Origin of the sequence: Pseudomonas sp. C8002 (assembly GCF_013385765.1) — a bacterium.
Lineage (GTDB): Bacteria > Pseudomonadota > Gammaproteobacteria > Pseudomonadales > Pseudomonadaceae > Aquipseudomonas.
The window spans coordinates 768,304-780,095 of the sequence record NZ_JACAPJ010000005.1; the positions used below are offsets into that span (position 1 = coordinate 768,304).

Consider the following 11,792-nt stretch of genomic DNA (forward strand, 5'->3'; position numbering starts at 1 on the left):
CCCTCCGGGCAGCTTCAAGTTACAAGCTTCAAGCGGCAAGCTGGAAGCTTAAAGACAAGCGGTCGATTGCCAGGCTGTCCGGCGTACCGGGAGCCTGGCATTACACGCTTGTCGCTGCCTTACTGCGATTTGCGGACCCGCAAGTACCACTCGGAGAGCAGTCGTACCTGTTTGTCGGTGTAGCCACGCTCGACCATGCGAGTGACGAAGTCGTTGTGTTTTTGCTGATCCTCCTTGCTGGCCTTGGCGTTGAAGCTGATGACCGGCAGCAGATCCTCGGTGTTGGAGAACATTTTCTTCTCGATGACCACCCGCAGCTTCTCGTAGCTGAGCCAGGTAGGGTTCTTGCCGTTGTTGTTGGCCCGGGCGCGCAGCACGAAGTTGACGATTTCGTTGCGGAAATCCTTCGGATTGCTGATGCCGGCGGGTTTTTCGATCTTTTCCAGTTCCTCGTTGAGGGCTACGCGGTTGAGAATCTCGCCGGTTTCCGGGTCGCGGTATTCCTGGTCCTGGATCCAGAAGTCTGCGTACAGCACATAGCGGTCGAAGATGTTCTGGCCGTATTCGCTGTAGGACTCAAGGTACGCGGTCTGGATTTCCTTGCCGATGAACTCGATGTAGCGCGGTGCCAGGTATTCCTTGAGGAAGCGCAGATAGCGCTCGCGGGTTTCAGCCTGGAATTGTTCCTGTTCGATCTGCTGTTCCAGCACGTAGAGCAGGTGCACCGGGTTGGCGGCGATTTCGTGCGGGTCGAAGTTGAAGACCTTGGACAGGATCTTGAACGCAAAACGTGTCGACAGGCCGTTCATGCCCTCATCCACGCCGGCGGTGTCGCGGTATTCCTGGATCGACTTGGCCTTCGGATCGGTGTCCTTGAGGTTTTCGCCGTCATACACCCGCATCTTCGAGTAGATGTTGGAGTTTTCCGGCTCCTTGAGGCGCGACAACACGGTGAACTGGGCCAGCATCTTCAGGGTGTCAGGCGCGCAATGGGCCTTGGCCAGGGAGCTGTTGAACAGCAGCTTGTCGTAAATCTTGATTTCATCGCTGACCCGCAGGCAGTACGGCACCTTGACGATGTAGATCCGGTCGATGAAGGCTTCGTTGTTCTTGTTGTTGCGGAAGGTGTGCCATTCCGATTCGTTGGAGTGGGCCAGCAGGATCCCGGTGAATGGAATCGCCCCCAGGCCTTCGGTGCTGTTGTAGTTACCTTCCTGGGTGGCGGTAAGCAGTGGGTGCAGCACCTTGATCGGTGCCTTGAACATCTCCACGAACTCCATCAGGCCCTGGTTGGCCCGGCACAGTGCGCCCGAGTAGCTGTAGGCATCGGCGTCGTTCTGCGGGAACTCTTCGAGTTTGCGGATATCGACCTTGCCCACCAGTGCCGAGATGTCCTGGTTGTTCTCGTCACCCGGTTCGGTCTTGGCCACGGCGATCTGGTTGAGGATCGAGGGATAGAGCTTCACCACCCGGAACTGGCTGATGTCGCCGCCGAACTCGGCCAGGCGCTTGGTCGCCCACGGCGACATGATGGTATTGAGATAGCGCCGTGGAATGCCGAAGTCTTCTTCGAGGATCGCGCCATCTTCCGTGGCATTGAACAGCCCCAGGGGCGACTCGAACACCGGTGAGCCTTTGATGGCGTAGAACGGCACCTTCTCGATCAGTTGTTTGAGCTTCTCGGCCAGGGACGACTTACCGCCGCCGACGGGGCCGAGCAGGTAGAGGATCTGTTTCTTCTCTTCCAGGCCTTGGGCGGCATGGCGGAAATACGAGACGATCTGGTCAATGCATTCTTCCATACCGTGGAAGTCTTCAAAGGCCGGGTAGCGACGGATCACCTTGTTCGAGAAAATCCGCGACAAGCGCGAATTGGCTGCGGTGTCCACCAGCTCCGGCTCGCCGATCGCCAACAGCAGGCGTTCAGCGGCAGACGCGTAGGCGCTGCGGTCCTTTTTGCACAGTTCGAGATACTCCTGAAGCGAGAGCTCTTCCTGGCGGGTGGACTCGAAGCGTTGTTGGAAGTGGCTAAAAATACTCATGACGTCGTCACCTCGCTCGATACGTGGAGCCGACGCCGGATCAATCAGTCGATGCTGGCAGCCATTGGTGGACACCAATGGCCGTTTTCCCCCCAGAACACCCTGAAACGCTACCGATGACCCGCACGCCGGTGTACCGGCTCTCCCCTGTTTTGGATGGCCTGCGCTTAAGGATAGTTCGGAATCGGGGAGGTCAAGGCGCGATACGAAATTAGTTTGGCCGCGCCGTTCGTCAGAAACGGCGCGAGGCCAAGCGTCACGCGGGGTAGCGGGGTTTGAAAAAAATTATTGCGCGTCGCCTGCGGCAATTTCTGCAGGATAGGTCGCACGCCATAGCTCAAAGCCACCGTCGAGGCTATAGACGTCGGAGAAACCCTGGCTCACCAGGTAGGCGGCGGCGCTTTGGCTGGAGTTGCCGTGGTAGCACGCGACGATGACCGGCGCGTCGAGGTCGGCGGCGCGGATGAAGTCGGCGATGTTGTGGTTGTCCAGGTGCTGGGCGCCACTGATGTGGGCAGCGTTGTACGTCGGCTGGTCGCGGATGTCGACAACCACCGCGCCTTGCTCGCGCAGGGCCTGGGCTTGCTCGGGAGGGATACGTTTGAATTCAGTCATGGCGGGCTCCTTTGGCCTGTATGAAAGCGCGGCTCAGCGCTTTGCCGCGGCCTGCAGTTGTTCGGGAACGGGGGAGTCGCACTGGCAGCTCGAGCGCTCGCCGGTGTCGATGTTCATCAGGGTCATGGCGCCGCCCCATACGCAGCCTGTGTCGAGGGCGAACACGCCAGGTTCATCACACTTGCCTTCCAGGGCTGCCCAGTGGCCGAAGATGATCTTCGTTTCACGGGTCTTGCGCTCCTTGTGGGCGAACCAGGGCTTGTAGCCGGGGAGGGCGGTGTCGGCGCCTTCCTTGCTCTTGAGGTCCAGCTTGCCTTCGGCGGTGCAGAAACGCATGCGGGTGAAGTAGTTGGTGATCACCCGCAGGCGCGCGACGCCGGTCAGTTCGTTGTCCCACTTAACGGGTTCGTTACCGTACATGCCATCCAGGTAAGCGGTGTACAGGTTGTCATCGGCCAGGGCTGCTTCGACTTCACTCGCGCACTTGAGGGCTTTCTTCAGTGTCCACTGGGGTGGAATGCCGGCATGCACCAAGGCGGTGTCGCGGCTCTCGTCGTAGTGCATGAGTTTTTGCCGGCGCAGCCAGTCAAGCAGCTCGGTGCGATCCGGCGCTTCGAGGATTTCCCGCAGGGTATCGCCCTTTTTCAGGCGCTCGATGTTATTGCCGGCGGCCAGCAAGTGCAGGTCATGGTTGCCCAGTACGCACACCAGGGAGTCGCGCATGCCATAAAGGAAGCGCAGGGTTTCCAGGGATTGCGGGCCACGGTTGACCAGGTCGCCCACCAGCCACAGGCGATCCTTGGCCGGGTCGAAAGCCACACGCTCGAGCAGGCACTTGAGCGGTTCCAGGCAGCCTTGCAGGTCGCCGACGGCATACGTCGCCATCAGTGCAGGGCTCCAGGCACCGCGAGGCGGAACGGGGCGATGATGGCGTCGAAGTGTTTGCCGTCGTCGGCGAGCATCTGGTAGCTGCCTTGCATGTTGCCGACGCGGGAGGTCATGACAGTGCCGCTGCTGTAGGTGTGGCTCTTGCCTGGGGCGATCAGCGGTTGTTGGCCGACCACGCCGGCGCCGCGGACTTCCTCGACCTGGCCGTCACCGTCGGTGATGACCCAGTGGCGCGACAGCAGCTTGGCAGGCAGCTCGCCGTTGTTTTGTACGGTAATGGTGTAGGCGAACGCAAAGCGGTTCTGCTCGGGTTGCGATTGTTCCGCCAGAAAGCGGGTGACGACGCTGACGTCGATCTGATAACGAGGATCGGACATGCAAGAGGCCTTAAAAGCAAAAGCGGGGGAACAGCGGATGCCGGTCAGTCTAGGCCCGTAGGCGCTGGCTTGCCAGCGATGGCGATCGTGAGTGCGCCATCGCCGGCAAGCCGGCTCCTACTATTTATTCAGCCACTGGCGCAGGCTGAATGGCGAGCTGGTCAGCCAGGCGCACGAAGGCGGCCAGGTCCAACTGCTCGGGGCGCAGGCTGCCGTCGACGCCGGCGGCCTCGATTTCAGCGTTGCTGAGCAAAGCCTTCAGCGTATTGCGCAAGGTCTTGCGGCGCTGGTTGAAGGCTTCGCGCACCACGCGCTCCAGCAACTTGTGATCTTTGGCCGGGTGTGGCAACACCGCGTGAGGCACCAGGCGCACGATGGCGGAGTCGACTTTCGGCGGGGGGTTGAACGCGCCAGGTCCGACGTTGAACAGGTGCTCTACGCGGCAATGGTACTGAACCATGATCGACAGGCGACCCCAGTCACCGCCTCCAGGACCCGCTGCCAGGCGCTCGACCACTTCCTTTTGCAGCATGAAGTGCATGTCGCGGATGATGCCGGCGTTGTTCAGCAGGTGAAAAATCAGCGGGGTGGAGATGTTGTATGGCAGGTTGCCGACCACCCGCAGGCTGTTGGGCGCTGCATTGAGGCTGGTGAAGTCGAACTTCAGCGCATCACCCTGGTGCAGGTTGAAATTGGGCATGCCGGCGAACTGCTGGTTGAGGATCGGGATCAGGTCCTTGTCCAACTCAACCACGTCCAGCTGGCCGCCGCTTTTCAGCAGGCCTTGGGTCAGGGCGCCCTGGCCCGGGCCGATTTCCAGCAGGCGGTCTTCGGGCTTGGCATGGATGGAACGCAGGATGCGATCGATCACGCCAGCGTCGTGCAGGAAGTTTTGCCCGAAACGCTTGCGCGCCCGGTGTTGGTAATGCTCGGTCATATACGGGTCTCGGCCATCTGATAGGCGGTTTCCAGGGCCACGTGCAGGCTGCCGGTATCGATCTTGCCGCTGCCTGCGAGGTCCAGGGCGGTGCCATGGTCGACGGAGGTGCGGATGATCGGCAGGCCCAGTGTCACGTTGACCGCGGCGCCGAAGCCTTTGTACTTCAGCACGGGCAGGCCCTGGTCATGGTACATCGCCAGCACTGCGTCGCAGTGCTCCAGATATTTGGGGGTAAACAGAGTGTCGGCAGGCAATGGGCCGCGCAGGTCCATGCCTTCAAGGCGCAGACGCTCCAGGGTTGGTTCGATGATGTCGATTTCTTCATGGCCCAGGTGGCCACCTTCACCGGCGTGGGGGTTGAGCCCACAGACCAGGATGCGTGGTTGGGCGATGCCGAACTTCTGTTGCAGGTCGGCGTGCAGGATGCGTGTCACACGCTCCAGTCGCTCGGGGGTAATGGCGTCGGCAATCTCGCGCAGGGGCAGGTGAGTGGTCACCAGCGCCACCCGCAGGTCGCCCGTTGCCAGCATCATCACCACTTGTTCGGTATGGGTCAGCTCAGCGAGGAATTCGGTATGACCGGAAAAGGCGATGCCTGATTCGTTGATCACACCCTTGTGTACCGGGGCGGTGATCATCCCGGCAAAATCCCCGTCGATGCAGCCCTGGCCGGCACGGGTCAGGGTTTCCAGGACGAAGGCAGCGTTGGCCTTGTCCAGTTGCCCGGCCACGACCTTGGTCGCCAGCGGGGTATCCCATACGTACAGGCTGTTGGCCGGTGCCGGCAGATCAGGCCAGTTGCCCGGGCCCACCGGCAGCAGATCGACAACCACACCCAGCTGCGCGGCCCGCTCAATGAGCAGGTCGCGGCTGGTAATGGCAATCAGGGGGTGTGGCTGGGGGGGCGAGGCGAGCAGCAGGCACAGGTCAGGACCAATGCCGGCCGGCTCGCCGGGTGTCAGTGCGAAACGCTTGGGTGTCACTGGGCTGCCTGGTCGGTGCCTGTTTGGTCGGCACCAGGAAGCTTGTTCTCTACGTAGGCTTCGTCACGGATCTGACGCAACCAGGTTTGCAGCTCTTCGTCGTATTTGCGGTTACGCAGTACGGTCAGGGCTTGCTGCTCGCGGGCCTGAGTGGTGTTGTCAGTGGCGCGACGGCCAAGGACTTCCAGCACATGCCAGCCGTATTGGGTCTTGAACGGCTTGGACAGAACGCCTTGCGGGGTCTTGGCCATGACGTCCTGGAACTCTGGAACCAGTGCCTTCGGATCGATCCAGTTCAGATCGCCGCCGTTAAGCGCCGAACCCGGGTCTTCGGAATAGCTCTTCGCCAATTCGCCGAAGTCTTCGCCCGCTTCGATGCGGTCATAGAGCTTCTGGGCCAGTTCCTTGGTTTGGGCTTCGGTACGGATCTCGCTTGGCTTGACCAGGATGTGACGAACGTGAACTTCGTCCTTCATCTGCGCTTCTTCGCCACCGCGCTTGCCGAGCAACTTGAGGATGATGAAACCGCCAGGCGTACGGGCAGGCTGGGTGATGCCACCGACTTCCATGGCACTCAGCTCGCGGTCGAACGGTGGTGGCAGTTGCGCGGCTTTACGCCAGCCCATGTCACCGCCTTCGAGGGCGTTGTCGCTGCCGGACTGGGCAATGGCCATCTGGGCAAAGTCGGCACCTTGCTTGAGACGGTCATAGATAGCCTGGGTTTTCGCTGCGGCAGCATTGAGCTGTTCAGCGTTGGCGCTGTCTGGCGTAGGCACCAGGATGTTGGCCAGGTGCAGTTCTTCGGAAAGCTGCATCTTGCCAAGGTCGGAGGCGAGGAAGTTCTTCACTTCCTGCTCGGACACCTGAATCCGTTCGGCCACGCGACGCTGACGTACACGGCTGATGATCATTTCCCGGCGAATCTGGTCACGGGCGTCCTCATAGGACAGGCCGTCGTGAGCCAGGGCTGCGCGGAACTGATCAACACTCATGTTGTTGCGCTGGGCGATGGTGCCGACAGCCTGGTTCAATTCTTCGTCGCTGATACGGATACCGGAGCGATCGCCGATCTGCAGTTGCAGGTTTTCAACGATCAGGCGCTCGAGCACCTGCTGGTCCAGCACGCTGGTCGGCGGTACGCCGCCGCCACGCTTGGCGATGGTTTGCTGAACTTCCTTGACCCGTTGGTCCAGTTGGCTCTGCATGATCACGTCGTTATCGACGATGGCCACTACCTTGTCCAGCGGTTGAACCGCAGCGTGAGCTGCGGCGGTACCCAGGAACAGCGCGCCCAGCATCAGCGGGCGCAGACAATCAGAAAGCTTGGTCTTCACGTTCACGATAACCTTCAATGCCTTTGTCGAGGAAGCTCTCTACCTTGGCGCCGGTCAGGCCGCCGAGTCCTTTGAGGACAACTTGGAAGAAGAGCCCGTGGTCACCCTTTTCGTTCAGCGGGGCGATCTGGCTGTATTCGTCGTTGGAAACCCAGTAACGGTTGATGACGCGCAGTTTCCAGCAGCAGTTGTCGTACTCGAAACCACCGAAGGCCTCCAGGGTACGGTTGCGGGCATAGTCATACTGCCAGCGGGTGATCAGGTTCCACTGCGGAACGATCGGCCACATCATCGAGAAGTCGTGTTGCTGGATTTTGTAGTAATCCTTCACGAAGTTCGGGTCGCCTGGCTGCCCGTAGTCGCCACCAAACTGCCATTTGCCGGTCAGCTGGTTGTACACCACCTGGTCGTTGCGATAGCGGTAGCCGACGTTGATAACCTTGTTCGGGTTGTCTTCCGGCTGATAGTGGAACATCGCGCTGCCGGAGCGTGGGCTGTGGCTTTCCGGGTCCCAGTTGTAATCGGCAGTGGCGCGCCAGTCACGGTTGAAGCGGAACTCGTAGTCCAGGGCGATTGGCGAAACATCAGACTGTGCGTCCGCACGGTCCGAGGCCAGGATGCCCGGCAGTTGAACTTCGCGGTTCTTGAAGTACACGGCCTCGCCGATGCTGACGCGTTGGCGTTCGAAGCCGTTTTCTTCGATCCAGCGGCTTGTCACGCCCAGGGACAGTTTGTTCTCGTCGCCGATGCGGTCAGTACCGCTGAAGCGGTTGTCACGGAACAGCGACGCGTAGCTGAACGAGTACTCACCGCTGTCGAATACCGGGATATCGCCCTGGTCCTTGTTCGGTACATACAGGTAGTACGCACGAGGCTCCAGAGTTTGGCGGTAGTCTTTGCCGAACAAGTTGGTGTTGCGGTCGAAGTACAGGCCGCTGTCGATGCTGGCAATCGGAATTGCACGGTCTTGCGAGCTTTTGAAGGTGCCACCGGCATAAGGGTTGGCTGCAGTTGACGCGGCTTGCGCTGCGATAATCTGGTTCTTGCCGATGCTGTCCAAATCAAGATCGTACTTGGTATAGACGTACTTCAACTTTGGCGTAATAAAACCGTAGGTCCAGTTCATCGGGTAGTCGACTGCCGGCGCAACGTTCAGGCGAGTACCGTTTGCACGGGTCAGGCCGGTTACGTAGGTGTCGAGCCGCGGCGATACGAGCCCGTTTTCATCCGTGAAGCTTCCGTTCTCCAAGTCCCGATCAAAGCGTACGGCTTCGGTCTCGTAGGTGAAGTTCACCCCGCCTGGATGGTACGGCAGCGTGCCGTTGAAGGTGATCTGTGGCAAGCGGTCATACGGCGTGATCTGGGAGATCGTTGCCAGCTGGTACGCCTGCAGGTTCAGCTTCGCCTGGAAGGTATCACCGCGATAGGTCACCGAACCTTGCTGGTTCACGTAGTCCTGGCTCTTGATCCCTTCCTGATAGGACTTCAGATCCTGGAAGTAATAAGGGTCGCTGATGTTGGTGTAGTCGACCTGGGTCAGTACACGCGAGTCCAGCCCGCCCTTGTGCTGCCAGTTGATCATGTAGCGATCTTTTTCGTAGTCGGTCTGGCCTTTACGCTCGCTGCTGTCGTCGTTCAGGTACGCGCCGCCGAACTGGCCTTCGCTGGACTTGGTGAGGTAGCGGAATTCGCCTTCCATCAACAGGCCGCGCTTGGTCATGTATTGCGGGTACAACGTGGCGTCGTAGTTTGGCGCCAGGTTGAAGTAGTACGGCGTAACCAGCGTGAAGCCAGTCTCGCCACCGGTGCTGAAGCTCGGCGGCAGGAAGCCGGATTGACGACGGTTGTCGATCGGGAAATAGATATACGGGGTGTAAAGGATCGGAATGTCCTTGACCCGCAACGTCACGTTGGTCGCGGTACCGAAACCGGTGGCCGGGTTGAGCGTGATGTTGTTGCCCTTGAGCTGCCAGGCGTTGCTGTTCGGCTCGCAGGTGGTGTACGTACCGTCCTTGAGACGGATGATCGCGTTTTCGGCACGCTTGGCGTACAGGGCGTTACCGCGGATGCGCGATTTGTGCATCACGTATTCGGCGTTGTCGACCTTGGCGGCGCCGGTGTCCAGCTGGACTTCAGCGTGGTCGCCCACCAGCAGGGCACCGTTGTCGCGCAGACGGACGTTGCCGTTCAGCTCGCCACGGTTCTCGGCCTGGTACAGGTTGGCCTCGTCGGCCTCGACCTGCATGCTGCCCTGGCGCATGACGACGTCACCGGCCAGGGAAGCAACTTGTTGTTCCTGCTCGTAACGAGAAACCTTGGCGCCGATGAAGGTCGGCGCGTCGCTCTTGTTCGTCTTGTCGTTCATGCCAGGACGGATCGGCTCGATGTACGCGCCGGAGCAGTACGGGCCGGTTTCGGCCAGTTGTGCGGCGGTGAGCTTCTCGCGAGGGACCCAGTCCAGGTGGCTGTAGTCGGCGCTGCGCGAACGCAGGCCGCGGCCCTTGGCTTCGGTGACCAGAGCAGTCTGCGGCACGGCCTCGGCGGTGCCCCCAGACTCGCCTTGCGGCGTGCCACTGGCAGAGCTGACGGCACTGCCGTCATGCACCGGGCGCGGTGGCAGCGGGGCTGCGGCCGTTTTCGGCGCGCAATCCCAGGCACCCGAAGCAGAGACTGAGCAGTCATACTGTTCCGCGGCGACCACGAATGAGGTGGCGAAAGGTTGCATGGCCAGCAGACTGCCGGTTACCAGCAACGGAAATTTTCTACGAAACGCGGGGGATTTCAATGCCATCTTATTAGTCCGGGCTTCCTGCGTGCCATCTGCCCGCGGTGTGGGCCGCACGCCTCTCGATGGTCTGAAAAAGATGCGTGATAATAAAGCATGACCCGCTTGACGGCTAGCGCCGTCGGAGACCCTTGTAATGCCCGACCAAGATCTACGTTTGCAACAGCTGAAAGTCTGGCTTGATGAGCAATTGCCAGGCCTCTTTACCACCCAGGGCTGGGGTGTCGTACCCCCGGCCACGTTGACTGCGGCCAGCAGTGACGCGAGTTTCAGGCGTTACTTCCGGTGGGAGGGAGGAGGTCGCAGTTTTGTCGTGATGGACGCTCCACCCCCCCAGGAAAACTGCAAACCTTTCGTCGATATCGCTCATTTACTCGGTCAATCGGGAATAAATGTTCCGAAAATTTATGCGCAAGATCTGCTTCGCGGCTTTCTTTTGCTGAACGACCTGGGGAAAAAAACTTATCTGGACGTGATTACGGCTGAAAATGCCGATCAATTGTTCGCCGATGCCATCGACGCATTGCTGGCTTTCCAGCAATTGCCGATGGAAGCCCCGTTGCCCAGTTATGACGTCGCGCTGTTGCGTCGGGAGCTGGAATTGTTTCCTGAATGGTACGTTCGCCGGGAGCTGGGCATCGAGTTCGACGCCCGGCAGCTTGGCCTGTGGCAACGCGTCAGCGAACACCTGATCGACAGCGCCCTGGCCCAGCCCAAGGTCCTGGTGCATCGCGACTATATGCCGCGCAACCTGATGATCAGCGAGCCGAATCCCGGCGTGCTGGACTTCCAGGACGCAGTCTACGGCCCGGTGACCTACGACATCACGTGCCTGTTCAAGGACGCCTTTCTCAGTTGGCCGCAGGCCCGCGTGCGGGAATGGCAGCGCGGTTACTGGCAGCGCGCCGGCGCGCTGGGTATCCCGGTGCAGGCGGACTTCGAGGAGTTCCTGCGGGCCAGCGACCTGATGGGCGTGCAGCGTCACCTCAAGGTGATCGGCATCTTTGCGCGCATCTGCCACCGCGATGGCAAGCCGCGCTACCTCGCGGACGTGCCGCGCTTCTTTGCTTATATAGAGGCGGTGCTCGCGGACCGGCCAGAGTTGAGCGAACTGGGTGAACTGTTGGCGAGCCTGCGCGTCGAGGCGGGGGTATGAAGGCCATGATCCTGGCCGCCGGCAAAGGTGAGCGGATGCGCCCGCTGACCTTGCACACGCCCAAGCCGCTGATCCAGGCCGGCGGCAAGCGTCTGATCGAGTACCACCTTGAGGCGCTGGCGAAAGCGGGCTTTACCGATATCGTCATCAACCATGCGTGGCTCGGCCAGCAGATCGAAGGCTATCTGGGCGATGGCTCGCAGTACGGCGTACGCATCCAGTACTCGGCCGAAGGCGAGCCGCTGGAAACCGGCGGCGGGATCTTCAAGGCCTTGCCGCTGCTGGGGGACGAACCGTTCCTGGTGGTCAATGGCGACATCTGGACCGACTACGACTTCGCCAGCCTCCACCAGCCGCTGGATGGGCTGGCCCACCTGGTGATGGTCGACAACCCGCCGCACCATCCGTCCGGTGGTGATTTCTACCTGAAGGACGGCGCGCTTCATGATGCCGCCGCCGGTGCCGATAACCTGACCTTCAGTGGCATTTCCGTACTCCACCCCCAGCTGTTCGCGGGTTGCAGTGCGGGTGCCTTCAAGCTGGCGCCGCTGTTGCGTGACGCCATGGCGAAAGGGTTGGTGACGGGGGAACACATGAACGGACGCTGGATCGATGTCGGGACGCTGGAGCGCCTGGCGCAAGTCGAAACCCTGCTGACAGCGGGGCACTAGG

At 60.7% G+C, this 11,792-nt stretch carries 10 protein-coding genes; 2 read left to right on the plus strand and 8 right to left on the minus strand.

Going from position 1 to position 11,792, the window contains the following annotated elements:
* Positions 1-119: 119 nt before the first annotated feature.
* The 8 genes from HX814_RS10195 to HX814_RS10230 all read right to left on the minus strand — a co-directional run bounded on the left by HX814_RS10195 (position 120) and on the right by HX814_RS10230 (position 9,970).
* Complete coding sequence (locus HX814_RS10195; RefSeq protein ID WP_003210999.1) at positions 120-2,042, minus strand: PrkA family serine protein kinase; 1,923 nt, start codon at positions 2,040-2,042, stop codon at positions 120-122.
* 285 nt (positions 2,043-2,327) lie between these two features.
* Entirely contained in the window at positions 2,328-2,657 is a 330-nt protein-coding gene (gene glpE / locus HX814_RS10200; protein WP_008434417.1) for a thiosulfate sulfurtransferase GlpE, read from the minus strand.
* A gap of 33 nt (positions 2,658-2,690) precedes the next feature.
* Positions 2,691-3,542 (minus strand): symmetrical bis(5'-nucleosyl)-tetraphosphatase, encoded by an 852-nt coding sequence (locus HX814_RS10205; protein ID WP_003210997.1) that lies wholly within the window; start codon positions 3,540-3,542, stop codon positions 2,691-2,693.
* Positions 3,542-3,922, minus strand: a complete 381-nt coding sequence (gene apaG / locus HX814_RS10210) for a Co2+/Mg2+ efflux protein ApaG (RefSeq protein ID WP_003210996.1) — start codon at positions 3,920-3,922, stop codon at positions 3,542-3,544. Before apaG ends, HX814_RS10205 begins: the two co-directional genes overlap by 1 nt.
* A 124-nt stretch (positions 3,923-4,046) precedes the next feature.
* The gene (gene rsmA, locus HX814_RS10215) at positions 4,047-4,859 is read right to left on the minus strand and encodes a 16S rRNA (adenine(1518)-N(6)/adenine(1519)-N(6))-dimethyltransferase RsmA (RefSeq protein WP_003210994.1); all 813 of its coding nucleotides are present in this window, start codon (positions 4,857-4,859) and stop codon (positions 4,047-4,049) included.
* Positions 4,856-5,845, minus strand: a complete 990-nt coding sequence (gene pdxA / locus HX814_RS10220; protein ID WP_177008796.1) for a 4-hydroxythreonine-4-phosphate dehydrogenase PdxA — start codon at positions 5,843-5,845, stop codon at positions 4,856-4,858. The genes rsmA and pdxA overlap by 4 nt, the downstream gene beginning before the upstream one ends.
* Positions 5,842-7,179 carry a peptidylprolyl isomerase gene (locus tag HX814_RS10225; RefSeq protein ID WP_003210991.1) on the minus strand — a complete coding sequence of 446 codons (1,338 nt, stop codon included), beginning with the start codon at positions 7,177-7,179 and terminating at the stop codon, positions 5,842-5,844. The genes pdxA and HX814_RS10225 overlap by 4 nt, the downstream gene beginning before the upstream one ends.
* Positions 7,160-9,970 carry an LPS-assembly protein LptD gene (locus tag HX814_RS10230; protein WP_177008795.1) on the minus strand — a complete coding sequence of 937 codons (2,811 nt, stop codon included), beginning with the start codon at positions 9,968-9,970 and terminating at the stop codon, positions 7,160-7,162. The genes HX814_RS10225 and HX814_RS10230 overlap by 20 nt, the downstream gene beginning before the upstream one ends.
* Before the next feature lie 130 nt (positions 9,971-10,100).
* Here HX814_RS10230 and HX814_RS10235 point away from each other — a divergent pair, with 130 nt between their 5' ends.
* On the plus strand, positions 10,101-11,120 hold the full coding sequence (locus HX814_RS10235; protein ID WP_177008794.1) for an aminoglycoside phosphotransferase family protein: 1,020 nt from the start codon (positions 10,101-10,103) through the stop codon (positions 11,118-11,120).
* Positions 11,117-11,791, plus strand: coding sequence for an N-acetylmuramate alpha-1-phosphate uridylyltransferase MurU (gene murU / locus HX814_RS10240; protein ID WP_003210984.1), 675 nt, complete (start codon positions 11,117-11,119; stop codon positions 11,789-11,791). Before HX814_RS10235 ends, murU begins: the two co-directional genes overlap by 4 nt.
* Position 11,792 lies beyond the last annotated feature (1 nt).

Coding starts and splice junctions, on each gene's coding strand:
- HX814_RS10195 (WP_003210999.1), bottom strand. CDS start 2,042: ATGAGTATTTTTAGCCACTTCCAACAACGCTTCGAGTCCACCCGCCAG.
- glpE (WP_008434417.1), bottom strand. CDS start 2,657: ATGACTGAATTCAAACGTATCCCTCCCGAGCAAGCCCAGGCCCTGCGC.
- HX814_RS10205 (WP_003210997.1), bottom strand. CDS start 3,542: ATGGCGACGTATGCCGTCGGCGACCTGCAAGGCTGCCTGGAACCGCTC.
- apaG (WP_003210996.1), bottom strand. CDS start 3,922: ATGTCCGATCCTCGTTATCAGATCGACGTCAGCGTCGTCACCCGCTTT.
- rsmA (WP_003210994.1), bottom strand. CDS start 4,859: ATGACCGAGCATTACCAACACCGGGCGCGCAAGCGTTTCGGGCAAAAC.
- HX814_RS10230 (WP_177008795.1), bottom strand. CDS start 9,970: ATGGCATTGAAATCCCCCGCGTTTCGTAGAAAATTTCCGTTGCTGGTA.
- HX814_RS10235 (WP_177008794.1), top strand. CDS start 10,101: ATGCCCGACCAAGATCTACGTTTGCAACAGCTGAAAGTCTGGCTTGAT.
- murU (WP_003210984.1), top strand. CDS start 11,117: ATGAAGGCCATGATCCTGGCCGCCGGCAAAGGTGAGCGGATGCGCCCG.